Annotated in this window: 24 protein-coding genes and 1 pseudogene; 14 read left to right on the top strand and 11 right to left on the bottom strand. The window is 55.3% G+C overall.

Annotated features, from left to right (window positions below; all coding sequences use genetic code 11):
- On the bottom strand, positions 1–219 hold a 219-nt coding region (gene tnpA / locus M3P21_RS20325; RefSeq protein ID WP_249713088.1), incomplete at its 3' end, for an IS200/IS605 family transposase.
- 398 nt (positions 220–617) lie between these two features.
- On the opposite strand from tnpA, the gene M3P21_RS20320 reads away from it, so the two are divergent.
- The 3 genes from M3P21_RS20320 (at position 618) to M3P21_RS20310 (ending at position 3533) form a co-directional block, all read left to right on the top strand.
- Complete coding sequence (locus tag M3P21_RS20320) at positions 618–1499, top strand: ABC transporter permease (RefSeq protein WP_249713086.1); 882 nt, start codon at positions 618–620, stop codon at positions 1497–1499.
- 98 nt (positions 1500–1597) lie between these two features.
- Positions 1598–2644, top strand: a complete 1047-nt coding sequence (locus tag M3P21_RS20315) for an ABC transporter substrate-binding protein (protein WP_249713084.1) — start codon at positions 1598–1600, stop codon at positions 2642–2644.
- 85 nt (positions 2645–2729) lie between these two features.
- On the top strand, positions 2730–3533 hold the full coding sequence (locus M3P21_RS20310; protein ID WP_249713081.1) for an ABC transporter ATP-binding protein: 804 nt from the start codon (positions 2730–2732) through the stop codon (positions 3531–3533).
- A 72-nt stretch (positions 3534–3605) separates the two neighbouring features.
- Here M3P21_RS20310 and M3P21_RS20305 read toward each other — a convergent pair whose 3' ends face one another.
- Entirely contained in the window at positions 3606–4148 is a 543-nt protein-coding gene (locus tag M3P21_RS20305; RefSeq protein WP_249713079.1) for an Lrp/AsnC family transcriptional regulator, read from the bottom strand.
- 468 nt (positions 4149–4616) lie between these two features.
- Here M3P21_RS20305 and M3P21_RS20300 point away from each other — a divergent pair, with 468 nt between their 5' ends.
- Together M3P21_RS20300 and M3P21_RS20295 are read left to right on the top strand one after the other, a co-directional pair.
- Positions 4617–4940, top strand: a complete 324-nt coding sequence (locus tag M3P21_RS20300; protein WP_249713076.1) for a 2Fe-2S iron-sulfur cluster-binding protein — start codon at positions 4617–4619, stop codon at positions 4938–4940.
- 61 nt (positions 4941–5001) lie between these two features.
- The gene (locus M3P21_RS20295) at positions 5002–5871 is read left to right on the top strand and encodes a nitronate monooxygenase (protein ID WP_249713075.1); all 870 of its coding nucleotides are present in this window, start codon (positions 5002–5004) and stop codon (positions 5869–5871) included.
- 386 nt (positions 5872–6257) lie between these two features.
- Here M3P21_RS20295 and M3P21_RS20290 read toward each other — a convergent pair whose 3' ends face one another.
- The 6 genes from M3P21_RS20290 to M3P21_RS20265 form a co-directional block, all read right to left on the bottom strand.
- Positions 6258–7274, bottom strand: a complete 1017-nt coding sequence (locus tag M3P21_RS20290; protein ID WP_249713073.1) for an alpha/beta fold hydrolase — start codon at positions 7272–7274, stop codon at positions 6258–6260.
- Positions 7275–7397: 123 nt separating this feature from the next.
- Complete coding sequence (locus M3P21_RS20285) at positions 7398–8837, bottom strand: glutamine synthetase family protein (RefSeq protein WP_249713070.1); 1440 nt, start codon at positions 8835–8837, stop codon at positions 7398–7400.
- Positions 8838–8988: 151 nt separating this feature from the next.
- A complete protein-coding gene (locus M3P21_RS20280; RefSeq protein ID WP_249713068.1) occupies positions 8989–9387 on the bottom strand; it encodes a cupin domain-containing protein in 399 nt (132 codons plus the stop codon).
- 3 nt (positions 9388–9390) lie between these two features.
- Positions 9391–9828, bottom strand: a complete 438-nt coding sequence (gene gloA / locus M3P21_RS20275) for a lactoylglutathione lyase (RefSeq protein WP_249713066.1) — start codon at positions 9826–9828, stop codon at positions 9391–9393.
- A 14-nt stretch (positions 9829–9842) separates the two neighbouring features.
- On the bottom strand, positions 9843–10949 hold the full coding sequence (locus M3P21_RS20270) for an aromatic ring-hydroxylating oxygenase subunit alpha (RefSeq protein ID WP_249713064.1): 1107 nt from the start codon (positions 10947–10949) through the stop codon (positions 9843–9845).
- Positions 10950–11254: 305 nt separating this feature from the next.
- Positions 11255–14692 (bottom strand): ATP-binding protein, encoded by a 3438-nt coding sequence (locus tag M3P21_RS20265; protein ID WP_249713063.1) that lies wholly within the window; start codon positions 14690–14692, stop codon positions 11255–11257.
- Positions 14693–14815: 123 nt separating this feature from the next.
- Here M3P21_RS20265 and M3P21_RS20260 point away from each other — a divergent pair, with 123 nt between their 5' ends.
- From M3P21_RS20260 to M3P21_RS22830, 5 genes and pseudogenes are all read left to right on the top strand, one after another.
- On the top strand, positions 14816–15754 hold the full coding sequence (locus M3P21_RS20260) for a homocysteine S-methyltransferase family protein (RefSeq protein WP_249713061.1): 939 nt from the start codon (positions 14816–14818) through the stop codon (positions 15752–15754).
- 57 nt (positions 15755–15811) lie between these two features.
- On the top strand, positions 15812–16312 hold the full coding sequence (locus tag M3P21_RS20255) for a GNAT family N-acetyltransferase (protein ID WP_249713059.1): 501 nt from the start codon (positions 15812–15814) through the stop codon (positions 16310–16312).
- Positions 16313–16471: 159 nt separating this feature from the next.
- A pseudogene (locus M3P21_RS20250) lies at positions 16472–16956 on the top strand (DDE-type integrase/transposase/recombinase); the annotation flags it as partial.
- Positions 16957–17032: 76 nt separating this feature from the next.
- Positions 17033–18058 carry a porin gene (locus M3P21_RS20245; RefSeq protein WP_249713058.1) on the top strand — a complete coding sequence of 342 codons (1026 nt, stop codon included), beginning with the start codon at positions 17033–17035 and terminating at the stop codon, positions 18056–18058.
- Positions 18059–18282: 224 nt separating this feature from the next.
- Positions 18283–18516, top strand: coding sequence for a hypothetical protein (locus M3P21_RS22830; protein WP_373320092.1), 234 nt, complete (start codon positions 18283–18285; stop codon positions 18514–18516).
- Here the strand turns inward: M3P21_RS22830 and M3P21_RS22825 are convergent.
- Together M3P21_RS22825 and M3P21_RS20235 are read right to left on the bottom strand one after the other, a co-directional pair.
- Positions 18501–18800, bottom strand: a complete 300-nt coding sequence (locus tag M3P21_RS22825; RefSeq protein WP_373320094.1) for a glycosyltransferase family protein — start codon at positions 18798–18800, stop codon at positions 18501–18503. The two genes, M3P21_RS22830 and M3P21_RS22825, sit on opposite strands and share 16 nt — an antisense overlap.
- Before the next feature lie 5 nt (positions 18801–18805).
- A complete protein-coding gene (locus tag M3P21_RS20235; RefSeq protein ID WP_249713053.1) occupies positions 18806–19282 on the bottom strand; it encodes an ArnT family glycosyltransferase in 477 nt (158 codons plus the stop codon).
- A 142-nt stretch (positions 19283–19424) separates the two neighbouring features.
- On the opposite strand from M3P21_RS20235, the gene M3P21_RS20230 reads away from it, so the two are divergent.
- The 3 genes from M3P21_RS20230 to M3P21_RS20220 all read left to right on the top strand — a co-directional run bounded on the left by M3P21_RS20230 (position 19425) and on the right by M3P21_RS20220 (position 22749).
- Positions 19425–20096, top strand: a complete 672-nt coding sequence (locus tag M3P21_RS20230) for a response regulator transcription factor (RefSeq protein WP_249713051.1) — start codon at positions 19425–19427, stop codon at positions 20094–20096.
- Positions 20097–20100: 4 nt separating this feature from the next.
- On the top strand, positions 20101–21489 hold the full coding sequence (locus tag M3P21_RS20225; protein WP_249713049.1) for a sensor histidine kinase: 1389 nt from the start codon (positions 20101–20103) through the stop codon (positions 21487–21489).
- A gap of 192 nt (positions 21490–21681) precedes the next feature.
- Positions 21682–22749, top strand: coding sequence for a metallophosphoesterase family protein (locus tag M3P21_RS20220; RefSeq protein ID WP_249713047.1), 1068 nt, complete (start codon positions 21682–21684; stop codon positions 22747–22749).
- 150 nt (positions 22750–22899) lie between these two features.
- Here M3P21_RS20220 and M3P21_RS20215 read toward each other — a convergent pair whose 3' ends face one another.
- Complete coding sequence (locus tag M3P21_RS20215) at positions 22900–24879, bottom strand: calcium-binding protein (protein WP_249713045.1); 1980 nt, start codon at positions 24877–24879, stop codon at positions 22900–22902.
- Positions 24880–25193: 314 nt separating this feature from the next.
- Here M3P21_RS20215 and M3P21_RS20210 point away from each other — a divergent pair.
- A partial coding sequence (locus tag M3P21_RS20210; RefSeq protein WP_249713043.1) for a hypothetical protein occupies positions 25194–25426 on the top strand: 233 nt, incomplete at its 3' end.

Here is a 25426-nt window from a genome sequence, read left to right as displayed (position 1 = left end):
AATGGCGCGCTTCGACGGAACCGAAACGAACATCTGAACGTGGTCGGAAAACAGCACCCCGCACAAGAGGTCGACCTCACTCTCGCGGCAGACCTGGCGGAGGATGTCACGTACCTGCTCGCCCGCCCGACCGGTCAGCACCTCGTAGCGATACTTCGACGACCAGACGTTGTGATAGTGATGATAGAAAACGCAGTGCTTGCCGGTGTCATATGGCATGATCGTAACAGAATTCAGGAGTAGTCGCTGCAGGGCTCTTTACCGGGTTGCCGCTGCGCCAGCCTTCAATATAGGTATCACGCCGGTCTCCTTTCTCCATTCTCGGCTTCCTTTTTATGTTCGGCTGGTTGTCGACTTCCCTCTTGTCCGAGAGAAGTTCCAAAAAAGCGCTAAACTGGCAGATCCACGCCACTACCGTTTCAGCTCGTGAATACCTGGCAGGTAACCTGAAAACTCAGGTAAAGTAGAGTTGTCGTGCGAATTAAGCAAAATTGTTGTTGCTATATTGCCGATTCACCATACCATAACTTTATGCAAGATACGTTGATCCACCTCACCATATTGGCCCGCAAATCATGCCGGAATAGTGTGGAAGATGCCAAAAAAGGAGGGAATTTGTGACCGGAACCATCGGCCAGTCCACAACCCCGGACAAGATCTCCGGCGTAGCCAAGCGTTCCATGGCCGATACGTCCTCCAAAACACCGCGGCGGCGGTTTTTCGAGTTCAAGAAGGACATCCCCACCTCATGGAGCATCACCCTCGGCGTTGCCGTTTGGGTTTCATTCTTCGGTGTTTGGGAATTCGCAGTTTGGCAGCAATGGGCCAACGACATCCTATTGCCCGGCCCGGTCAAAGTGCTTAGCGCACTTTATACGATGTTCGCCGATAATGGCTTTCTGAACGACGTATTGATCAGTGTTTGGCGGGTCTTGTTGAGTTTTGCACTTGCTTGTGCAGTAGCGATTCCGTTGGGCATCCTTATGGGCACTTTCCGGACCGTCGAAGCATTCTTCAGCCCGTTTGTGTCAGCATGGCGCTATCTGCCCGCGCCGTCTTTCATACCGCTCCTTTTGATGTGGTTCGGCGCGGGCGACATGCAGAAACTGTCATTGCTGTTCATCGGGGTGATCTGGTTTCTGATCACGCTGATCACGGACTACGTCAAGTCCGTGCCCGCCGATCTGATCCGCACGTCGGTCACACTGGGCGGAAACCGTCTGCAGGTGCTTCGCACCGTGGTGGTTCCCGCATCGCTGCCTAATATCACCATTGCGATGCGACAGATGCTGGCCGTGAGCTGGACCTATCTTGTGATCGCCGAAATTACCGCTGCAGATGCCGGAATCGGCGCGGTAATGATGCGCGCCAAACGGTTCCTGCATGTGGATGAAATCATGGCAGGTATTCTGGTCATTGGGGTTTTGGGCCTCATGTTCGATTTCCTGCTGCGGCAGGTCTATCGCTTTGCATTCCCGTATCTGGAGGGCAGGCACTGACTTGAATTAATCCAACCAACGAGCGCCCAAAGCAGGTGCCGGCGACCACATCACCAAGAAAAAACAAAACATCCACCCAACAGGAGAAGGAGAAATCCATGATTTGGAACAGTCTGCGCTCAATGGGCACAGCCGTGCTGCTAGCCAGTGCCCCCATGGTGGCGAACGCCGCCGAGGAGGTCAAGATTTCAGGCTTCACCTGGCCCGGGTACGGATTTTGGCACATAGCGATCGAAAAGGGGCTCGCCCCGGATCTGGACCTTCAGTATCAGACAATTGAAGACCCCTATGAAAGCTTCAATCTAATCGCTGCCGATCAGATGGATGTGGTCAGCTCAACCGCAGAGTTTACCCCTGTTGGCGTTGAAAGCGGTCTGCCGATCAAGTTGGTTGCTTTTGGCAATCTTTCTAACGGTACCGACAAAATCGTCGCAGCGCCGGGCATCACCAGCGCGCAGGATCTGGTCGGCAAGGAAGTTGCCGTTCTGGAGGGCGGACTGTCGCAGATTTTCGTGGCCATGTGGCTGGAACAAAACGGCGTGCCCTTTGACTCCGTCACATATCGCAACATCATCGCCGATGATGCCTTTGCCGCGATGATCGGTGGCGGCGTAGCCGCGTCCGAGTTCTGGGAACCCTATGGCTCCAACACACTGAAAGCACTGGAAGGTTCTTCTGTGCTGGCCCATTCGCAGGAACCCATTTGGCTCAAGCAAGGTGTAGTCGCAGATGGTCACTACATGTCCGAGAAATTTGTCACTGAACGCCGCGACACTGCACGCAACACTCTGAAGGCCATGTATGACGCGATTTCCTGGTGGCAGGAAAATCCGACCGAGGGCAACCAGATCATCGCCGACGGCATGAAGATGAGCGTTGAGGATGTGGAACTGGTGCTGGGCAAGGATGGCAGCCGCACCGACGGGGGGCTCTATGTCTACGATTTCATGGAGGCCGCGCAGTTCTGCGGATCAGCCCCCGGTAATCCGCCATTTGATCAGACCAACGGCCAGATCAACGACCACTGGAACCTGGTCAGTGAATGGTGGGTTAAGTTCAACCTGATCAAATCGGTTCAGGCCCCTGAAACCGGCATCGAATGCGAGCTTCACAAAGAACTTTATGATGCGGGGTATCGCGGCTGATCTATGCTGAAAACGCGGGCGAAGGGCCGAATTGGCCCCGCCCGGAATCCGCAAAAACCATACTTTCTGGGACAGAAGAACCACTATGCCTCTGGATGACACAATCCTGACCACCAACAATGTTTCGAAAACCTTTGGCAGCAAGACCAAGGCTGTCGAAGCCCTGCGTGATGTGTCCTTTTCCGTTGCACGCAACGAATTATGCATTCTTCTGGGCCCGTCGGGCTGTGGCAAATCCACACTGCTGAACATCGTGGCGGGTTTGGAAGACCCGACCAGCGGATCCGTCAGCCTTGACGGCGAAATAATCCATGGCCCCTCACGCCAGCGCGGAATGGTGTTTCAAAGCTACACATCTTTCCCCTGGCTGACCGTGTTCGAAAATGTGGAATACGGCATGAAACTTAACGGAGTGCCCAAAGCCGAACGCACGGAGCGCGCCGAGAAATTCATCGAGCTGGTTCACCTGTCCCGGTTTCGCGACGCCTATCCCAACACGCTGTCCGGTGGCATGAAACAGCGCGTCGCAATTGCCCGCACACTGGCAAATGAACCGGAAATTCTGCTGATGGACGAGCCCTTTGGCGCGTTGGACGCCGAGACCCGTTGGCACATGCAGGAAATGCTTCTGGAAATCGTGGAAACCACCCATACCACGATCCTCCTGGTCACACATGACATTCAGGAGGCCATATTTCTAGCCGACAAGATTGTGTTCCTGTCGGCCAATCCGGGACGATTGAAAACCGTGCTGGATCTGGAATTCAAGAAGGGCGCAGAACTAAAAAGCAAGGAAGACCTGATCGCCCTGCCCGGCTATCTGGAATGCGAGCGTGAAATAACCGCACTTATGCGGGCAGAGGCAGGGAAATCGGAGGAGGATTACTGATCCTGCGCATCCATAGTTAACCAGGAACTGCATGCGCGGCCCACATCACTCGAAGGCAAGGTCAAGCTCGTGTCAGTCGCTCGCAACGTCGCTGCGTTGATCCCAATCCCGCTTTAGCAGGAACTGGTTCTTGAAGTTCTTCAAGCCCAGCATCACCTCGGCATCCGCAATATCTTCGCAACTGTGGATGTGCTCCTCGAGAAAGCTCGTCATCTTGTCTGGCTCGTCACAAACGATCTCGATCAGCAAGTCGAACCGGCCCGTGACCCAAAGGATATAGACCACACTTGATACGGAATTCAGCCGATCCGCCACCTCTTTGGGCGTTACCCCTGGCGCCACTTTAACACAAACCATCGCGTCGGCTTTGTATTCGGCGGCACGCGGGTCTGCTATGGCAACAATGCGCAGCATCCCGCTTTCCTTCATTCCGTTCACGCGATTGCGGATGGTGCCTTCTGAAACCTTCAGCCGTTGCGCAATTTCAGAGAATGCCATACGGCCATCCATCTCCAGCATCCTGACGATTTCGCTGTTCAGACGCTCTTCGACCGAATGCGTTCCGCGTTGGCGGGTTTGCTTCTCCCGGCCGTTGCGCCTTGTGTTGGATTCCATTTACGCACTCTGCATTGCTTTACAGCCCGCAATCCCGTCGCAGGGCTTCCTGCCTCAACATATCTAGACCGGAACAGGCAATGCAATTCGTTTTAGCCCGCTGTTTGCAAGAATACCGCTTCAAAGCTCCTGTATTTTGCGAGAACAGCACTTGAGGCGCTGGCACCTTTCCGATTTCGAAAATATCGAACTCGTTCAGGGCAATCTACACCTCTGTCGAGCGCAACAACGCTGCAAAATCGCTCGAACTACCCAATACGCAACCAAACCGACACTACGTTGTCGTTTTCGTCCGATACAGCAAATGTAGCTGCATTATCATCAGATTTGCGAGTGACGACTCTGATTTGGGCGCTCAATTCGTGCGATCTCGTTCACATCTGCCCTGGATCAAATGCACCACACGGGCGCAGTTGTGACACATCAAAAACGCGGGCACCGATCCGCATAATCCAGGGGCGGGTTTTCATGGTCCAAATCACCTATATCGAACATGACGGAACTCAACATGATGTCCAGGTTGCTGACGGTTTGACGCTTATGGAAGGAGCGCGAGAGAGCAGCCTTTCCGGGATTGAGGCCGATTGCGGTGGCGCATGTGCCTGTTCGACCTGTCATGTCTACATTGATGCGGCATGGGTCGAAAAGTTGCCCGCCAAAGACGAAATGGAAGAGGACATGCTCGATTTCGCCTGGGAACCCGATCCGACCCGTTCGCGCCTGACTTGCCAGATCAAGGTGACCGAGGCGCTGAACGGGCTAATCGTACATTTGCCCGAACGCCAAGTTTAATCCCTGCGCAACCTACCCTTTTCCTATGGCCAACCCGTGGCAAGAACCAGGAAGAAACCCGATGATTGACACCCATTTCAACCGAATGTTCGGGCTGCTGCACCCAATGGTTCTGGCGCCGCTCAACCCCGCCTCGGACTGGCGCATGGCGGCCGCTGTGAGTGATGCTGGCGGGTTGGGGCTGATCCATGTCGGCAACCTGGACTTCACCGCTCTGAGGGGTTGCTATCTGCGCACCGGCAAGGATGCTGTCGGCTGGGGGGTCGACATTCTTCGGCTGGAGCACGAGCCTGAGCTGCTGGATCAGTTGCTCGGCTATCGTCCCAGAGCAATTTTGCTCTACGGCGGAGATCCCAGTCCGTTTGTGGAAAAAATTCAGGCCAAAAAAGTGCCCGTGATCAGCGTAGTCGATACGATTGACTTAGCCCGGAAGGCCATCGCCGCCGGGGTTGAGATTCTTGCCGCGCATGGCAATGGATCCGCCGGATCGGGCAGCGGAAACCGAACCACTATGGCCCTGCTACCCGAAGTGGCGGATGCCATATATGCCAGTCACACCGAGACACTTTTGTTGTGTTCCGGCGGTATAACGGACGCGCGCAACATCGCCGCAGCATTGATCATGGGTGCCGACGGGGTAATGATGGGGACCCGGTTCTGGGCAAGCCAGGAAACGCCACTGCAGCAAGGCCAGGTCAACGCTCTGATGGCGTTGTCCGGGGACGATGTGCCCGTACTGCCGGAGGTAGGCGAAAGCAACAAAGTCATTAAACGCGGTTGGCGTGGGATCGGTCTTTGCGATGCGAGCCAGCCAGTGGGTGAAGGCGTGGGCTTGATTCACAACGCGCCTGCGGTCGAAGTTATTTTGAAATCTCTGACCCATAAAGCCTCGCGTCTGATGACTCACATCCAGCGCAAGGTTGTCGAATAAAAGTTTGATACTCAAGGTGTGCCACCAATTTTGGCGTCGTAGCTGGCGCTGTCAATCAGATTGGTATGGCCGCTCTGACAGGTTGGCCATGCAGTTCCTTGCCGCAAACATCCAGCGTGTTTTCTTTCTCGCAGCGCGAGAAATGGCTTACGAAGGACCCCGTTCCTGCCGTTTCATCTTCAGGAACGCGGTCGAAAACTCTTCACTCATCATGGATTCCTGCTCTTCGTCGGCATCCTGGTCGCGAGGTGCGTCCAGCATGGGCAGCGTTGGTTTTACGGACGTTTTCGGTTCCTCCCTGAAGGTCCATCGGGGCATGCTGCATTGCCCCTGGAAACTGGTCCTTGGTTCAATTCGAGCGTTGCGATGAGGAAGCAAACACTTTGTTAAAGTGCAAGCAGCGTCGCGGCATGCATATCCAGTTGAGTGGTGAAACCTGGATCGTTGCCGGGATTTGCGGCGCAATGGCCGAAATCGGAATTGTACGGGGCGAATTGTGAGCCCGGAATGAGGGTGGCCTCGATTTCATTGTCTTCAGGTGGGAAATACAGGTCTTGGGTGCAGGGCATCAAGATGGTCCGAGCCCGGATCGACCCGAGTGCCGCCTTGTAATCCCCATTGAATCGCGGCCCGGCGCTCACGTCTCCTGCCTGCCAGGTGGCAAGCTTGCACAGAAGATCATTGGCATCCCAGTTTTCGGCGTGATCCCTGGCCCAGTCATCCATCAGGGCCAGCGGGCTGTCATAGCCCAGTTGGCGATACAAACCGGTCCGATAAAAGGTTTGGGAAAATGCCCAACCGGCATAGACACGTCCGAATGCGCCCAACCCTTCGACGGGCTGCGTGTCATAATGCCCGCCATTCCAGATCGGATCGGCGCAAAGTGCGGCCTTTACCCCTTCGAGAAAGACAAAATTATGCGGTGAGGTGCGGGCCGAGGCACAGAAGGGCAAGATTGCCTTGACCATTTCGGGGTACTGAACGGCCCATTGGTACGACTGACATCCAGCCATTGACCATCCCGTCACCAGCGCAATCTGTGTCACGCCCAAACGCTCTGTCAGAAGACGATTCTGGGCCGCGATGTTGTCATGCAGTGTAATTGCCGGAAAGTTTCCACCACTCTGCGGGCCTTCGGTGTTGCTGGGTGAAGACGACACACCGTTGCCAAAAAGATTGACTGAAACGATATAGTGACGCGCGGGATCCAGCGCGCGACCAGGTCCGAAAAATCCTTCGTTGCGGTCATGGCTGCCAGTATAGAAAGTTGGCATCACCACAACGTTGTCACCCTTTGGCGCCAGTGTGCCATAGGTTTTATAGGCCAGGCGGGCATCCTTCAGAACCCCGCCTTTCAGCAGAGGCAGATCGCCGAGCCTAAAAACGTCATAGTCACTGGACACGGCAGATCTCCTTTTGGGGTTCCAGAATTCGCACGAGGCAAGGACGGCCATCGGAACACACTGGAACCGACGGCCTCAGGTGAACGGGGCACCCGGATAAAGCCGGGTGGCCCGCTCCGCAGGTTAGTAAAGACGCAGGTATTCCTCTACTTCCCAGTCGGTGACCGCCTGGTGATACCGTTCCCATTCGTCGTTTTTGTACTCCAGATAGGAACGACGCATGACCGGACCCATCACATGTTCGGCCATCTTGTCGCCACGGAGTGCCTCAATCGAGGCCCACAATGTTCGTGGCAGACGACGGATTCCCATCTCTTCCAGTTCGGCTTCTGTCTTCGAGTACAGATCGAAGTCGGTCGGTTTACCAGGGTCGATCTTGTTCTTGATCCCCTGAACCGCACAGGTCAGGTGCATCGCCATGGCCAGATACACGTTCATGGTCATGTCGCAGGCGCGGTTTTCGATGCAGTGACGGCTTTGCGGCAGACGGAACTGAGCCGAACGGTTGTTGAATCCATAGGTGATGTTCGTTGGCGCCCAGGTAACGGTACCGCCCTCAAATCCACCCACACGTGGCACCAGACCATTGTAAGAGTTCACGGTCGGGCAAGTGATGGCGGTGATGGCTTCGGCGTGTTTCATCAGACCACCCACGGCCCACCGGCTTTCGTCCGACCATTCGCCCTCGGGTGTTTCAAAGATGTTCTCGCCCGGGCGGCTTTCGTGGTGCATCGACATGTTGATATGCGCGCCCGAACGCCAGTCGCCTACAGTGGGCTTCGGCATGAAGGTCACGAACATGCCATGCTTTTTCGCAACTTCCTTCAGCACGATGCGCAGGAAGGCCAGCCGGTCGGACATTTCCAGCATGTTGGTATAGTGGAAATCCAGTTCGAACTGGGAATAGGCGCCTTCCGCAACAACGTCGTGCAGGTTCCAGCCCAGCCCTTCGATGATGTCAATCATGTCCTTCAGGAAGGGCATCGAGTCGATCGAGTATTCAACGTCATAGCCAAACGCCTGACGGCGGGGGCTGATCGCCTTGCCCAGATCGTCGTCAAAGGCTTTTACGGGCTGACCATTCTCGTCGTATTTCATGACGATGAATTCAGGTTCGACACCGGCGTAACCGGTATACCCATCCTGTGTCGCGTCCTGCATCGCACGCTTCAACGCCTGGCGCGAGCAGACGTTATAAGGGGCATCTTCCCAATAGAGGTCCGAGAAGATGATCGCCATCGAGGTGTCCCAGGGACAGATGTAAACCGCATCCAGATCCGGCACCACAACCTGATCGCTGTCGGCAGGGCTGAGTTCCGGAACATACGAGATCGAGTGCACCGCAAATTGCGGTCCTTTGCCCAGGCAGAGCTGTTCAAAATCGCTCATGGGCACCGGCTTGGTTTTGGGGATGCCGTGCAGGTCGATCCATGCGCCCATGACATATTTAACGCCGGCTTCTTCCAGCCGCTTTTTAACTTCGGGAATCTTCGGGCGGTTGCGTTCGACCGCGTCCTTGAAATTCTCGTAGTAGATTTTGTCGCCGGTGTTGTCTTTGGGCATGTGTCGTCCTCCTATCAGGGCCCGCCCCACTCCTCCTCATTGCAGCAGTCGGTGACCCAATAAAGTTCTGTGTTTCTCTCGCCTATGCAAAGAGGGCCGACAACAAATGAGGCAGGTCACCTATCGTCGGCTTTCATTCCGCAACAGGCGCTTAGCCCGCCACAAAATCGTCCGGGTCGATTCCGGGAACCACGGTAATTCCCGCCAGCTGTTTCCAGTTATGCGGGTAGGCCGCATAGAAGATTACAGCACGTTCATCCGCTTCGTACGAAATGTGATTGTCCTTCGGAACAAACAACACATCACCCCGGTTGCAGACATATTCCTTGCCATCGCAAACCAGTCGGAATGTCCCCTCAAGACAGTAGATGATCTCGTCACAGGTCAGATCCCACGGCACCTTGATGTTGTTCAATACATTGATGCCGCCACACATCGATTTGGAGAACTCGCTGGTGACCATCGGTTTGATATAGGTGTCGCTTTCACCCATATTGTCATAGCGCTCTTGCACCAGATCGAATTTGAAGAGTTGTGGTTGATCGCCCATGGGTTATGCCCCTTCGTTGGCCAGGTGTTTCAGGATGGATTCGTTCAGCTCGACCTTGTAACCGTCCGGATCTTCGCAGAATGCGATGACGCGGGTGCCGTTCTTCATCGGTCCGGGTGGACGGGTGATGTTCACACCTGCTGCGGCAAGGTCTTCGCAGGCTTTGTAGACATCCGGCGTTTCAATACAGATATGGCCATAGGCTTCGCCTTTTTCATAAGGCTCTTCGCGGCCCCAATTCAGCGCCAGTTCAAGCGTCGGTGAGCTTTCTTCCGGACCATAACCGATGAAGGTATTGGTAAACTTGCCTTCGGGATAATCTGTACGACGCAGGACTTGCATACCCAGAATATCGCAATAGAATTTTAGGCTCGCCTCCAAATCCACAACACGGATCATGGTATGCGCAAGGCGAAATCCCTTGTTGGTTTCAGTTGTCATTGTGTTCATGTCCTTCACGTATTTTCGGTTGTCACATCCCTGGCGACCAGATCCTGAAAGGCGCGCACACTGTCCTCCCAGGCCGGGGAAAGAACGCCACCTGCTTCCGAGATCGACGACGCTCGACCCAACTGCAGTCGCTCAGTCATTTCATGGTCTTCCTTGTGGACGTCCCACCACAGCTTCTTCAGGCCCTCTACATCGTGGCCGTCCAGTTTTTGCCCAGCGGTTGTGTAGATGGCGCGCTTCTGCAGCATCGTGCCAGGACCGTTGGGGATATTCAGGTAGACGCCCAATTGATCAGGGAAATACCGTCCCAGGATGAAGTTCGGATACAGGGCAAGATAACGCGAGCTCACACCCAGACTGCCTGAGGTACCGATCTCTTCCTCCAGGTCCACGGCACTGCCCATACAATTGCCGTCAACGATCGTATAATGATCTTCAAGTGGCTGATCGGTGGTCGTGGAATGAACAAATTGTACATGATAGGGCTCAATGAAGTTCTCCATGATGAACTTCCAGTTGCAGGCCACCTCGCCGAAATCCAGCGTCGCGACACAATCGATCTTGTCCCATTCCATGCCGTCTAGACGGGCCTGCAGCGTGGCTGAGTAGTCTTCAAAGGGTTCAGCCTTGCCATCAATGTTCACGAATATCCAGTCGTTCCAGACATGGGTCCGAACCGGGATCAGACTGTTGGCCTTCTTGTCGAAATCTTCGTGATTGTGCTGGTTCGGGCCGCCAAAATGCGGCGCGGCACGCAGTTGACCGTCAAGATCATAGGCCCACGCATGATAGGGGCAACGGATCAGCTTCCCGACGTTTTTCGGTTCGTCAACCAACGTCAGGCACCGGTGACGGCAGATGTTGTGGAACGCCCTGATCTCACTCTTGGTGTTGCGCACGATGAGAAGCGGCTTGTTCGCGATCGTCACCGGTACAGCATCACCGCTTTCTTTCAGTTCATGAGCGAACCCGACGCAAACCCAGTTGCGGTGAAACACGGTTCGGCATTCCACTTCCCAGAAATCCTGTCCTGTATATGCCGTTGCTGGCAGTCCCCTTTTCAGGCCGCTGCCTTCAAAAAACGGAGACAGAATCTTCTGCATGTCACCCATTTAGTTTCCTCCCCAAAAAGCAGGACGACTGAGATTTTGATATGTGATCGCACTTACTGGCGCTGATCCGCCACAACAAATCGAATGAAACTGCGTTTTCAGTAAGCTGTCTAGTGTTTTTTATGTTTTTCGTATTATAGCGTGCATTTTTCACAGAAAACCGATATTGTCAGGTGTTTGAAATCCGAACATCAGCATTCCTTGGTAGGTCGGAAGTTAACGTGAAAACACCTGTTGAACTGTTTAGGTGTTTGATCACATTTCAATCTTTGCGACAGATTCCGGTCTGCAACCTCGGCTGCTGGTTAAAGTGCCAAGGCGGCTGCCAAGCCTCGGCTTTTTGCAAGGTCACGTGCCGCAGCCTTCTTGTCAGGCCCGTTCCGCCCGCCAGAACATATCGCGAGCATCATCATCGCTAGGGGTTCGAGAACCAGATCTCCGATATCTATTGCGCAGGAAAAGGCTGACTGTGCCTCTACCGTTGCTTCAGCCCGCTGACCGACCGCATACAGATATTCTGCCCGGCGCAGCCGAAGCCAGCCCTCGAACTGAACAAGGTCGAGCTTCTTTGCTCCCTGTATCTGACGATCAAGCAGGTTTCGAGCATCGTCCAGTCGACCTGCCCTGATAAAGACCGGCACAGCATCGCAGGCAAACCAAGATCGAAATATCGGCGCATCAATGTCCTCCGCCTGTTGCACCGCGTCTTCGAGCAGAGCCAGCGCTTCGTCCTGATTTCCAAGGGCCATATGAACGCGGCCCAACCGGTGAAGAGAGAAGACCAGATCGAGCGGTCGTTGCGTTTCGGTCGCTATGTCAAAAGCACGTTGACCGTGCTCGGCTGCGGCATCGAACTGCCCGTTCAGGCACAACGCATTGGATAGATGCCCATGACACCACACCGCGCGCGTTCCAGTGTGACCAAAGCGCTCGTGGGGATTCGCCTCCCAGAACGATAGGGTCGGGCGCAGAAATGACAGAGTGCCCTGCCAGTCGCCCATCAACGAACGTGCCTGACCTTCGGCCAGCGTTGCTTCATAGGCTTGCTGTTCGCCCCCTTGGCACAGAGATTTGGCCTGCCTGGCCTTGTCAATCGCGTCTGCCAGCCTGCCGTGCGTACTAAAGAGGTAGCTTTTGCTGATCTGAACCGAGATACGCGTCGCGGTGTTGTTGCGTTCGGTCGATATGTCTTCGGCCAGATCAAGCTCTGCCAGAGCATCTTGGTAACGGCCAAGTGGAACAAGTACGGGCCGCAACCTGAGCGCCAGTTCAACCCTTTGGTCATTTCCCGGTTTGCCCTGTCTGCCTCGGTCAAGCGCAAGGATGGCTTTGCCATAGGCTTCGGCGGAAAGTGTGTAGGAAGACAGTTGTGCAAAATGGTCGCCCGCGCGGCGCCACCATGTGAACGCGGCGTCCCAGTTTTCCGATTGCCATGCGTGGTGCGCAACCGCGCCGGGATCGACATCCGACTGCGCTAGGGCGACATCGAATGCCGCCTGGTGCAGCAACTGCAGATCGGACTTCATGATCGAGGCGTAGACGGTGTCATGCAACAATGCGTGGCGGAACCGATGGCCGGGCTCGGTCCTTGTCCCCGTGCGCTGAAGAAGCTCATCTTTCCGCAGGCCTTGCAGCGCGCAATCTAATCGAGCGTCATCGAATCCCGACAAGGTGGCGAGGTTTTCATCGGACACCTCAATCCCCAATACGGCCGCGCATTGCAGAATACGACGTGCATCAACTGGGCGTCGATGAACATGGGCCAGCAGCACATCGCGGATCGTTCCCGGAATGCCGTCTGGCTTGTTTTGCACCAGCGATGCGGATGCGCGGGCCAGTTCAACAAGGAAAAACGGGTTCCCTTCGGCCCTGTCCAGCACAAGTTCACGCACCCCGCCTTGGCCTTCGTCGAACCATGGGGACACGAGCTGAGCCGCCTGTTCACGCAAGAGCGGCGCCAGTCGAAGTAGGCGACAGGAACTGCGCCCGATCCAGCCCACCTGATGTTCGGGTCGAAAGGTCGCGAGTATGAGTAGGCGGTGTTGCGATGCTTCACCAACCAGCCGGTCGAGAAATTCCGCCGTATCGCCATCGAGCCAATGCAGATCCTCGACAACGAGGATGGTAGTCCCCGTACCACCGGCGGGCTTCAAGACAATCGCAGATACCGCGTCAAAAATCTGCCTCCGACGTTCCTCTTGCGGAGCGTCCGTTCCAAACGTTTCCAAGCCAAGAATCCCTGCGATGGCGGTTGCACTTTGCGCGGGCAACTTGCCCGACGCGAGCGCCTGTTCCAGTGCCGTTTCATCGTCTGCGACGAATGTTCTGAGAAACCGTGCAATCGCACCGAAGGACCGCGAGACCTCGCGTTCGCGACCCTCGATCAAAAGGACCCGAGCGTCGCGCTTGCTGCTCAGAAACTGACGCAACAGGGTCGATTTGCCGATACCCGCCTCGCCGACAACTCCCACGACCTGTGCATGACCATCAAAGGATGCGGCAAAAGCTCCCTCGAGAATGTCGAGTTCCTCGAGCCGCGCCACGAAAGGCGTGTCATCGGGCCGCGCATCCAGCCGAAACTCTGCTTCTGTCGACAGCGCGATCTCTCCGGGCCGGACCGAAGGCATCAACTCTGCCGCCTCGGAAAGTAAATGCGCAACGCTTGAGGCATCGATGTCGCCCGCTTCGACAATGTCACCTGAAACAACGGCAAATCGCAACTGATCACAACCGCGCGCAATCATCGCCCGGGCCGCTTGGACGGCTGCTTCGGCGTGTCGCTCGACAAGCCCGGTCGCGCCGAAAACACCAGCCTGCATCGCCCCCGAGCGTTCCAGAATAACCGCTGCACCATCTTGCAGTGCGCCCTGCATGAAGTCCCGCAGGCGCGCCGAAGCGGTCGCAAATTCCTCGGGGTCTCTGCTGTCGCCATCTCCGGCCACCGCCAGGATGGATACGCTTCTGCGTTCAATAAGCGAGGGTAAGGGCTCTGCCTCGAGCGTGACGGCAATCGCAGATTTGTCGGCTGGCGAAGACACCAGCCGATCACGCAAAGCAAGCGTTGCATCCTCCGGCTCGACTTGGAGCGACGAGGCCAGTTTGGCCTGAAACTCGTCGAACAAGGAGAAGGCTTGCGTCCGTCTTCCCATGTATGCCAATGCTTCCATCCGATGGCGCAGAGCGGCTTCGTCGTAGGGGTCCAGCCTCAGCGATGCGACTGCGACCGCATCAAGTTCCTTCCAGTTACGTGACTCCAATGACCGCTTGGCGGCCATGGTGAGTTCTGCCGATACTCTTTCCGCGAACGCGCGCCGCTCATCTGAGAGCCATTCTTCAAACGCGGGATCGATCCGCCCGACATCACCAAGCAGATCGGCGCGAACAGTAGGCGCCGCCGTCACCGGGTCAGACCTCAATCCGTTGAAAATGTCCGAGACATCGCAATGGATTTCGTCAGGGTCGAGAGCGACCGACACCCGGTCAGCGACGAGGCCCGGCGCGCCCACTGCATCCAGGACTTTCTGAACATGATAGATCGTTTGCCTCAATGACGCCCTGGCTTGCTCGTCGCCGCGTTCCCCCCAAAGGCGCGACGCCACGATTTCGCGCCGCAATGGGCTTTCCAGCGCCAGAATCGCCAGAAGGAACCCGGCATGACGTATTGGAAATGTCAGCCGCCGCCCTCGGAAGCGGACTTCGAGACGGCCGATCAACCGAATTTCGAGGCGCTCTTTGCGATCCATTCGGACACTTTAACAGATTTGGCGGAAGTTTAACGCGGGCCACTCAGCGCGGCCAGTTCTTGTGACGGTGAAATAACGGAGCGCCCGTTAAGCCTTGTTCATCGACGTTGCAGGAGATGAGATATGAAAGATAGCACAACGATACTGCCGCAACTTGGCGGGGACATCTTTGTCACTGACGGGGGCATCGAAACAACACTGATCTTCGACTATGAGATCGACCTTCCTCTGTTTGCCGCCTTTCCGCTGCTGGGGACCGAAGGCGGGCGTGCCGCGCTTAAGCGGTATTACCGCAGCCATGCCGGCATTGCAGCTGCCCATGGACGCGGGTTCATCTTTGAAAGCGCGACATGGCGCGCGAGTCCCGATTGGGCGCGTGAACTGGGCTTCACTGAACGCGAACTGGCCGAGTTCAATCGGCGGTCCATCTCTGTGATGGATGCACTCCGTACCGATTTTCCAGAGATGGACAGCGTTCTGTCGGGATGCGTCGGCCCGCGCGGCGATGGCTATGATCCGGGTGAAATCATGACCGTGGCCGAGGCCGAGGCCTATCACGCCTTTCAGATCGAGGCCTTCGCCGGAACAAATGCCGATCTGGTGACCGCCATCACGATCACCAACACGCCCGAAGCGATCGGGATCGTGCGTGCCGCGCAAAAGTGGAACATGCCGGTGGTCATCTCGTTCACGTTGGAAACGGACGGGCGGCTTCCCACCGGTCAAACGCTTGGATCGGCGATCGAAGAGGTTGATGATCGGACCGGCGGCGGACCGGCCTACTTCATGCTGAACTGCGCACACCCCGATCATTTTCGCGAAACGCTTCGTTCCGGCGGAGCCTGGAGGAACCGGATCTGTGGCATTCGCGCCAACGCCTCCCGGCTCAGCCATGCCGAACTCGACGAGGCGGAAACGCTCGATGATGGCGACCCTGTCGAAACCGGCCGCGACTATGCCGAACTTCGTGCACTCATGCCGCATCTTGTCGTCTTTGGCGGCTGCTGCGGAACCGATCACCGGCATATCGAACAGGTTTGCATGGCAACCGGGTCGGCTTAATCTAATCTCGTTGCGGGTCGACTGCGTGCGACCCGCACTCAACGGACGGAGGACACGATGCCCTTCACTTTGCGACATGCGCACCAGGACGACGCGCCAGCGCTTCATGCGATATTGACCAGCCCCCATGTTGTGCGTGGCAGTATGCGGTTGCCGTTCATGCCGCTGAAAACGACCGAAGATCGCCTTGCTCATGACCGAAACCGCCTGCAACTCGTTGCACTGGACGGCAATTCAATTGTTGGATTTATAGAACTGCTAATGAATTCAGGCACCCCCAGGGCGGCACATTCAGCCGAAGTGAACTTGGTCGCAACCCGCGAAGAGGATCAGGAAAAAGGCGTCGCAAGGGCGCTGATGGAGGCCATCATTGCAAGTTGCGACACCCACCTGTCTATCCGCCGTCTTTCGCTGATCGTCTGGTTGGACAATACCCGTGCAATTGCCCTCTACAAAGCGCTCGGGTTTCAGGAAGAAGGCCGGATGCTCGATTTCGTCAGAACCGAAACCGGCTACGGCGACGCGATCATGATGGCACGCATTTGCAAACGTCATTGAAGCCCCGGCGCGCGCTATTTCGGTCAGGGCTACGCGGGCTCCAGCGCTGATTTTCTGAACTTGGCAAGGTTTTGTATCCCTGCAGCAGACGTCATCAGCCCGGTGCTGACCCCGTGATCCTTCTTCGCATGGTTCAGCCAGGAAAAGCCCGTGGTGACTTACCGCCGGATTGCTGATCTGCTGAGAGGCGCGGGCTGGCAGGTAAACGACAAGCGTATCGAACGTCTATGGCGACGTGAGAGGCTGAAAGTTCCAATGAAACACCTAAGAAAGGACGGCTTTGGCTGAACGAGGGATCATGTGTCCGGCTTCGCCCCGAGTATCGCAATCACGTTTGGTCGCATGACTTCATGCATCATCGAACAGATGATGACAGGGCCTTCAGGACATTAAACGTTCTGGGCGAACACAGCCGGGAGTGTCTTGCTATCCGGGTGAAGCGAAAGTTGAACTCGACCGAGGTCATCGATGCGCTGACAGACCTGTTCATCCTTCGTGGTCTCTCAGCTTATATCAGATCTAACAACGGCCCCGAGTTCATTGCGGAGGCTGTCAGGGGCTGGATCAAGGCTGTCGGGTCCAAAACTGTTTTCATTGAACCAAGATTACCTTGGAAGAACGGGTGCTGCGAGAGTTTCAACGGGTGCGTACTTTACGCATTCCAGCATGCGAAGTATCTGTGCTTTCACTGAACGTCCTTTGATCTTCTGATATCTGAGCATGAACTCCAACAAAATTCATTGCTTCCTGATCCTGCAGCTAAGTTGTGTTGTGTCGGCGACATCGGCCGCCTCACAAAGCCAGACCTCTGTTGTTTGGGAAGGCGAGATTGAGATCGAAACGCTTACTGTCATCGATACAGACGAAGGCGAAAAACAACCAAGCGAGATCTCTGCCAACCTTGATATCGGGGCGATCGTTTCGTTTTCCGACAGGCTTGATCTTTTTGGTTCAGTTCAGGTTGAGCGTATCGACGATCCTGAAAGCGAGCGTTCTTCGAGCGAGGCACATGTTTTTGTCGATGAACTGGGCCTAAGTTATACGTTCGCTGACACGAGCCTTTCGGTCGGAAAAATAACGCCGGTTTTCGGCACAGCGTTCGACGCGGCGTATGGCTTTTTTTCCGGGTCGCTTGCTAGCGACTATGAACTGGACGGGCAAATCGGCGGATTGGCGCAGTTCGATCTGGGAGGTGCCGGGTATCTGGACTTCGGTGTTTTCTACGCGGATGACACACGCCTGAACAGGTCGTTGACATCGGATCTTGACCCCAATTCAGACGATGAGGGGCGCGTCGGAGACACTGGGAAGCTGAACAATGCAACACTGCAATGGTCCTGGGTTTCAGATAATACCGAATTCTCCCTGGGCGGCAGGCTTTTAAGTCGCGCGAAAGATGATGCCCAGAACGAACTTGGCGCAGTGGTGTCGCTGACCCATTTCTTTGAGCAAGCACCCTTGGATGTTCTTGCCGAGTTTGCCATCTTCCATGGTTGGGAGGGAAGTTCGGACAACGCGCGCTTCCTGACTCTGAACGCCGGTTACGCCTTTGGCGATCTCGCATTATCCGGTGTTCTGGCCCGTCGGGAAATTGGCCGCGACGAGACCACCAACCTGGCATCATTGGCGCTTGAGTATGAGTTCGAGAACGGGGTGACGCTCGGAACTGCCATCGCCAGTGTGGAAAACGATGGAAGCGTCGACCAGCTGCTTGGCTTCAATGTGATTTTTGAATTCGGAGACTGAGCCGATGCCGCGTACTGATCTGTCCACACGGCACCTTTGATAACGAACTCAAGGCCTTTCAGCCTCGCTCGTGCGATCGCCTATATCGGGTGACACTCGGCATCGCGCTTGTTGCGGAGATTTTCAAGTTTGAAAGCCCATGTGCGGCTGAGGAGAAAGGAAAACAATGCAACTACGGTAATGGCTGCCAGTAGAGCTGGCTCATCCCAAATGACAGTGGCACCATGCGCGGGAAAAGAGCTATCGCGGGTGGGCGGCAGTCACTCCGGCAGGTGCTGTTCCAGGCGGCTCTCGCAGCCGCCCACCACAATCCAGTTCAGACGCAAGTAGCCAAACGTTTGAAAAAACGTGGCAAGCCGCACAAGCTCGTCACTATTGCTATCGCGCGAAAGTTGGTCACAATCGCAAATGTGATCATCAAATCCGGCAACCCCTGGCGACTTCATCTCTGTGAATAGGCACAGTTGCCAGGGGCCATCGGATCCCAAGGCAGCGTTAGCGTTGCCAATACCGGGATCCCGGTTTTCCGTGGCAGAAATGCCAAACTGGACCAGCGATTGCCCATCAAGAGCCACAGGAATATCGGAATACTCGTCAGGACAATCGCGACGGGGCCTTTGGCAAGAATACCGATTGCCAACCCAACAAAGAACAAATGGCCCCATCGCGACCTGCTCGCCGCCTCAACAACGTTGATGTGAAACGCGACCATACAAAGCGTTGCCCCCAACACCAACGCCATGTCGGTCATGACAAAAGCTGAGGATCCAAAAACAGCACTGAAGGTGCCAGAACCGTGACACCGACCAAAGCCTGATCCGATCCGCGCTGCCGCCGCATCCAGGTGAAGCAGAGCAACAGGACCGCAAAAGAGAGCAACAAAATGGGAAGTCTTGCGCCAAAATGTCCGACATCAAAGACTTTCATCCCAATGGCCGAGAACCACGTATGCAAAGGTGGCTTGCCCCAGAAAGGGACACCATAGTCGAATTGCGGCGTGATCCAGTCGCCGGTTTCCAGCATTTTTCTGGCGATCTCGGCATACCTTGCCTCGTTCGTGTCCGTTATTGGCAGCCAAAAGATCAGCACAAGTCTGATGCCGAGCAGCGTCGCCAGAAAGCCGAACAAAAATCGCTGTTGAATTGAGGTGAGTTTGAATGTTCTGACCGGCGCCGGTGCTTTGCGCTCCCGGATATATTGTAGTTCAGGGTCGACTGTAACCATGCTTCCATCCTGTGCCTGCATGGCTTGCATAGAGCACCCGAGCTTCTCGAAATATTGGCGTGACTATACAAATTGGTAATGTGGTAGCGAGAAGGGCGCGAAATCAAATACACTACCCGAAACCAAACTGCGGGTAGACGTTATGCGCGTGCTGATTGTCGAGGATGATGCCGAAACGGCCGAATACATCAGTTCCAGCCTGAAATCGCTTGGACACACATTCGAACTTGCCTCCGACGGAAAGCAAGCTTTCCTGCACGCCTTGGACAGTGATTTCGATGTTATGGTCGTCGACCGAATGCTACCGGGGCTGGACGGGTTGACCCTTGTTAAATCCATTAGGGGCGCTGACGTCAAAACGCCGATTATCTTTCTCAGCGCAATGAACGATATCCACGACCGGATTGACGGATTGGAGGCCGGCGCGGACGACTATCTGGTCAAACCGTTTGCGTTCTCCGAATTGTTTGCGCGTCTAACGGCGCTGGTCCGACGGCCACCGATTCAAGCTGAGCCGACGACACTAAGAGTTGCGGACCTGGAGGTGAACCTGATTGCGCATTCGGTAACCCGGTCCGGTCAAACGATTGCGATTCAACCGCGCGAGTATCGCCTTCTCGTGTTTCTCATGCGCAATGAAGGCCGGGTTGTGACGCGGACAATGCTGCTGGAGTCTGTTTGGGATTTTCACTTCGATCCGAAAACCAATGTTGTCGAGACACATATCAGCAGGCTCAGACAAAAAATCGACAAGCCATTCGAAAGAGACCTGATCCACACGGTCCGCGGCTTTGGCTACAGTTTGCACGCGTGATGCCATGATCTCTCGGTTCCGATTGCGCAGCACGTCAATCAAACTGTCACTCCGTTTTGCCATCCTCTATTCGCTGCTGGTGGCGTTGATGTTTTTTGGCGCTTACCGCCTCGCCATCTACGAGGTCCGCGATCACACATTCGAGCGAATGCATTCTGACGCCGAGACCTTGGAGAGCGTATTCGACGCCCACGGCCGGGATACATTGGTCCAGTATATCGAGGCGCTGCAGGCCATCAATTTCGAGAATTCCAGGATATTTCGGCTGCGCGATGATGCCGGAACCCAGATTTCGGGAAACATCCAGCGCGCCGATCTTCCGGCAGCACTTGGGACAGCCAATACCGGTGACGTGCAATTCGTGCCCGTCGAAAACATCGACATCGATGGGGTGCATGAAGAGGAAGTAACCGGGTACTGGCTCATGCGAAGTCAAATTGGGCCGTATGAGTTTCTGCAAGGGACAGGGGACCATGTGGTCAGCGAAGTGATTGAAGCGCTGGCCGTAGCCCTTACACTTGGCTTTGTTCTCGCAATCATCGCTGGCTTGGTTACCGGCGTATGGGTCGGCAGGATCACCGAAAACCGCATCGTTAGTATATCCGACACCTTGGACCTTGTGTCGAAGGGTGACCTGCATGCACGCATCCCGATCTCGGACGATGCGCATGACGACCTCAGCCGGGTTTCCGAGAGTATCAATGGAACCTTAGCCCGGTTGGAAACACTTCTGGAGACCCAGCAGCAGATTTCGACAGATATCGCGCATGATATGCGAACACCGCTGCAACGGTTGCGACAGCGATTGGAGAGGCTGGAAGAACAAGAAACCCCGGATCGCTCGCACATCAACGCGGCGTTGATCGAGGTCGAAGGCATAATCACGACATTCAATGCCCTGCTCCGAATCGCCCAGGTCGAATCCGGAAGCCGACGCGAACGGTTTGAAAAGGTTGATCTGAACGCTGTCGCCGAAACTGTCTTTGAAGCGTTCGAACCCGCAGCGGAAAATTCCAAACAGAAACTTAGCTTGGCCCAGTCGACGGACCCTGCGTTCGTGTTCGGAGATCGCTCACTCCTGTTGCAATTGGCGTCAAACTTGATCGAGAACGCGATGCGGCATTGCCCGGAAGGCACGAAAATAGATGTGAAGATCAGCGCCACCCACCGGGCTGTAAACCTCATCGTGGCGGATACTGGACCAGGCGTGGCGACCGAGGACAGGGAGCGGATCTTCCGGCGATTCTACAGGGCTGATAAGAGCCGGACAAGCGCCGGGCACGGTCTGGGACTCGCCACTGTCAAAGCCATCGCGGATCTACACAACGCTGAGGTTTCGCTGAGTGACAATTCTCCGGGTCTTCACGTCAGCGTTGGGTTCAAACCCGCATGACCAAAGCAGTTCAAAATTACAACGGCCAAGAACTCAGAATTTCGGGCGCGTCTTTGGATGTCAGTTGCACCATCGCGATTTGATGACGTTGAGTGGCCCGGACGACTGGGACTTGCAAGACATTACCAATTTGTAATGATCCTGAAACCTTGTTGAAATCTGGAATCGTGCTTGTGCCTCTCAGGAGGTACAATGAAAAGATTCATATGTTTTTTCCTTGGTGCAAGTTTGCTCGCATGTCTTGGCCTTGCAGGCACACGTGGGCAAGTTTTTTCGATTGCGGGATCAACGCTCAGGCAACTTTCCACGCCCATGGCCAGCGATCTTTTCGACGCGGATCGTATCCATGATGTTGACGTCACCGAACCGTTTTCTCTTCTGGCTGGCGGCGACATTGCCAATTGCAAGAAAAATAGCGGGGTAGAGCGTGGCCTGGATAGTTTGAGATATTCGATTGGTCTTCCGCGGGATCGGATGATGCCAAATGCTGGTATGGTTGCGACCGCAAAAATCTTACAAGATCACCCTCTACTTCCGGTGCTGGCATTGGGAGATCTGGCGTACAAACATGGCGAGCCCGTCTCGTTCAGCGATTGTTATGATCCGTACTGGGGCCAAGCACGAACAAGGACCTGGCCGACGCCCGGCAACCACGAATATGAATCGCTCAATGCATATGGGTATTTTGATTATTGGGGGCAACGCGCGGGACCTGATCGGCAAGGGTACTATGCGATCAGGTCCAAAAACTGGCTTATTTTGTCTCTTAACAGTGAGATAGATGCATCTGACGGTTCAGATCAGATGGCCTGGCTCCAAGGCGTGCTGACGAAACACCCCGAGAAATGCTTGGCTGCATTTTATCACAAGCCCGCCTATTCGGCCGTCAACCGGAAACACTCGGAAAATGCACGCCATCTGTTTCGGGTGCTGCAAAATGCTGATGCAACTTTCGTTTTGAATGGTCACAACCATTTTTATGAACGAACACACCAGTTGGATGGCAATGGCAGGCCTTCATCTGACGGCACAACAACATTTGTTGTGGGTGCTGGCGGCAAAACAACAGAGGGGCCAGTATCCGCAACCGAAGTCACAGCAAAACTGATCACCGGCGTACCAGGCGTTCTAAAACTGGACTTCCTGAGTGATAGCGTAGGTTGGGATTACTTGTCGGAACCCGCCCATGCCGATCAAGATAGCGGGTCCCTTCGTTGTCTGAAGCCAAAATTCTATGCGCATGGACGCAAAGTGCTTTGATCCGTCGAGTATTCACTTTCCGGTTGTTTCACAAAGCATCAAAAACTGCATCTGAGCTTCGCAACAAACCGTTGGCTCTTGTCTTGCTTAGAATTCTTCAACTCCTGTTCGTTCCAGATCTGCTTTGGCCTATTTTTCATTGAGCGACGCTCACACGAACACAAAATCACCCGCAGCAAGCGACGCTACTGCCACGTTTTCGAAGGTCACCTGGCCGCCGGCTAGCGACAGCACCGCATCCGACCCGACCTGTTCAAACACCAGATCTTCGAAGGAGGTCGCGCCTGTGTAGGTGCTGATAACCAAGAGATCGTCGCCATTGCCGAAATCGCAAATCGTGTCCGCGCCGATATCTGTAAGGTTGAAGATGAAGGCGTCATCTCCGCGTCCGCCTCTCAGATCATCGTCGCCTGTACCGCCGGCAAGTTGATCACTGCCGGCTCCTCCACTGAGGCTATCGTCGCCCTCTCCGCCCCATAGCTCGTCGTTCCCCTTGCGACCATAAAGCAAGTCGTCGCCGTCTTCTCCTTCCAGCACGTCATCTCCCCTGCCGCCGAAGATCCGGTCATCTCCGTCGCCACCTTCGATTTCATCATCACCTCGACCGCCGCGAAGCACGTCCTCTCCGTCCTCGCCAGAAATTTCATCGTCTCCATGGCCACCGTGGACGATGTCATTGCCATCGCTCGCCTCGATCACGTCATCGCCGCCACGACCCAACAGAAAATCGTCGCCCTCCAGTCCGATCAGTTGGTCATCCTCTTTCGTGCCCTGAAGTTGGTCGTCTCCATCGGTACCGCGAATCCGGCTGATGCCGATCTGATCCAGCAGAGCGCCGATTTCATCCGCATTGAGTTGCGCGTCGCTCACGGCAAGAATGGCATCGTCGAACATTTCGTCTGCGTTGGTTCCTTCAATGGCACGCACGGGGGCTAAGTCGTCTTCGAACCCGAAAACTTCAGCGCTGGTCCCCTCAAGTTCCAAATCAACAACCTGAACTCCGGCAACCGGATTCAGGAAGTTGGCGTCACCCGCCTGACCTGCGGCATGAAGTGGACGGATGGGCATGAAATTACCGTCGCTATCACTGACCACGGGGGCCATCCCATCCAGAACACTTGCAGAAGCACCGGTCAGGAAATCAGTAAAGAACAGGCCACCTTCGGCATAGTCGTTCAGTTCAAGCCCGGTATCATCGGCATCAGGCACCAGAAAGAGACCAAGAGATTGACCCTCAGGTACGTCGATTGCGATGCTGGTTCCTTGCTCTAGATCTTCGGTGTCATTGAACAGGATCCGACCTTCGCCAATATCACCGGTTTCGGAATCGAACAGATAAACACCAATAGCGCTATTGGACTCTCCTAGTTCGGTGAGAAAGGTCACCCACATCTTCGACCCGTCGCCGACGGGGGCTAGCTCTGACAGGTCGGGCAGTTCACGCGGTCCAACCTGGGCCTCATGCTGAAGCTGAACATCAAGCTCCGCCGTGCCGTCGGGCAGTATGCCCTCTTCAATCCGCACCAGTCCCACACCCGGAGCGTAGGACTTGAACTCGGCCACCGAGGGCTCAAGCGACGTTGTCTCGAGTGTGGTGATCGCGTTTGTGTACGTCGCCAGATCGGTCTCTATGGTCTGATTGACCCGGACCAGAATTGCCTCGTCCTCCGCCTCACCGACTCGATATTCCTGATAATAGGCTGCGCCGAATTCCGGCGTCGCCTTCATCAGATATCCAGGCAAGGCACCATCGACGCCCGCCTCCCAAGAACCGTCAAAATCGGTCCCGACAAAGTCGCCCTCATCGTCGTAGTTGTAGTTGATGACGGTCTCACCCAGATACCAGACATTGCCCTGGTTATCCTGAGCGTACCAGTCGAGCGTATCCTCGACCATGATATCGCCTTCATAGGCCGTATCGCGCAGAATGATGGTTTGCACGCCCGCGACCTCGTTGGTTTGGTAGTAGATGAATTCGTCGTTGCGTTCGCTCTCTTCCTCACCGCTTTCAACGTCGACAAAAGTCGCGCCATAGCTTTTTACCGAACCTTGCAAAAACGGCAGATACGGATTGTCGATCTCGGTGCCCGAGGTAAAGTTGCCTGCATTAAATTCCGGTAGGACGGCCATAGCTCACGTGCTCCCTCTGATTTGCGTGAAGGGGCAGCATCTCATCGCCGCCCACCGCAAATGCAAAGCACACCCAGCATCTCCTCAACCTCACTGCGACCATACAGTTTCGTAAGGATTCGCTCAGAGCTCTGATGGAATGGACATCCCCTGATCTCTCCTCTGGTAGGTTTTGGGGATGGAAGCCATCAGAACCTTAACGTGATGGCGTGGACAGCTCCGCCGAACGGCATCGCAATGTGCCATGTGTCACTGTACCGGCCAACGTTTGCGGCAGAGCCTTATGCGATCCTGTGCGAGCACAAAGACTCGAGATGTGCAATCATCTGCATCAGGCAATCCACGCTCCAGGTAAGTTGCCGAATAGCGATTTGATTGAGGCTTATGTGCACAACAGAGTACGAAACACATCCGTATTCATAATAAGTAATGCAACTACGATTTTGAATACGATGCCGATCTGGCTAACTGAATTGGCTGACAAGACCGGCACCGCGAGCACCTTTGTCGGATTGATCGCCAGCCTGAATCTGATCAGCGCTGCAAC

This window comes from Ruegeria spongiae (assembly GCF_023502395.1).
In the GTDB taxonomy this organism is placed as follows: Bacteria; Pseudomonadota; Alphaproteobacteria; order Rhodobacterales; family Rhodobacteraceae; genus Ruegeria_C; species Ruegeria_C spongiae.
This window is presented reverse-complemented; position numbering and strand designations above follow the sequence as displayed.

Coding starts and splice junctions, on each gene's coding strand:
- M3P21_RS20255 (WP_249713059.1), top strand. CDS start 15,812: ATGCCCTTCACTTTGCGACATGCGCACCAGGACGACGCGCCAGCGCTT.
- M3P21_RS20315 (WP_249713084.1), top strand. CDS start 1,598: ATGATTTGGAACAGTCTGCGCTCAATGGGCACAGCCGTGCTGCTAGCC.
- M3P21_RS20310 (WP_249713081.1), top strand. CDS start 2,730: ATGCCTCTGGATGACACAATCCTGACCACCAACAATGTTTCGAAAACC.
- M3P21_RS20270 (WP_249713064.1), bottom strand. CDS start 10,949: ATGGGTGACATGCAGAAGATTCTGTCTCCGTTTTTTGAAGGCAGCGGC.
- M3P21_RS20225 (WP_249713049.1), top strand. CDS start 20,101: ATGATCTCTCGGTTCCGATTGCGCAGCACGTCAATCAAACTGTCACTC.
- M3P21_RS20220 (WP_249713047.1), top strand. CDS start 21,682: ATGAAAAGATTCATATGTTTTTTCCTTGGTGCAAGTTTGCTCGCATGT.
- M3P21_RS20280 (WP_249713068.1), bottom strand. CDS start 9,387: ATGGGCGATCAACCACAACTCTTCAAATTCGATCTGGTGCAAGAGCGC.
- M3P21_RS20295 (WP_249713075.1), top strand. CDS start 5,002: ATGATTGACACCCATTTCAACCGAATGTTCGGGCTGCTGCACCCAATG.
- M3P21_RS20215 (WP_249713045.1), bottom strand. CDS start 24,879: ATGGCCGTCCTACCGGAATTTAATGCAGGCAACTTTACCTCGGGCACC.
- M3P21_RS20230 (WP_249713051.1), top strand. CDS start 19,425: ATGCGCGTGCTGATTGTCGAGGATGATGCCGAAACGGCCGAATACATC.
- M3P21_RS22830 (WP_373320092.1), top strand. CDS start 18,283: ATGCGCGGGAAAAGAGCTATCGCGGGTGGGCGGCAGTCACTCCGGCAG.
- M3P21_RS20300 (WP_249713076.1), top strand. CDS start 4,617: ATGGTCCAAATCACCTATATCGAACATGACGGAACTCAACATGATGTC.
- M3P21_RS20265 (WP_249713063.1), bottom strand. CDS start 14,692: ATGGATCGCAAAGAGCGCCTCGAAATTCGGTTGATCGGCCGTCTCGAA.
- M3P21_RS20260 (WP_249713061.1), top strand. CDS start 14,816: ATGAAAGATAGCACAACGATACTGCCGCAACTTGGCGGGGACATCTTT.
- M3P21_RS20245 (WP_249713058.1), top strand. CDS start 17,033: ATGAACTCCAACAAAATTCATTGCTTCCTGATCCTGCAGCTAAGTTGT.
- M3P21_RS20305 (WP_249713079.1), bottom strand. CDS start 4,148: ATGGAATCCAACACAAGGCGCAACGGCCGGGAGAAGCAAACCCGCCAA.
- M3P21_RS20235 (WP_249713053.1), bottom strand. CDS start 19,282: ATGGTTACAGTCGACCCTGAACTACAATATATCCGGGAGCGCAAAGCA.
- gloA (WP_249713066.1), bottom strand. CDS start 9,828: ATGACAACTGAAACCAACAAGGGATTTCGCCTTGCGCATACCATGATC.
- M3P21_RS20285 (WP_249713070.1), bottom strand. CDS start 8,837: ATGCCCAAAGACAACACCGGCGACAAAATCTACTACGAGAATTTCAAG.
- M3P21_RS22825 (WP_373320094.1), bottom strand. CDS start 18,800: ATGGCGTTGGTGTTGGGGGCAACGCTTTGTATGGTCGCGTTTCACATC.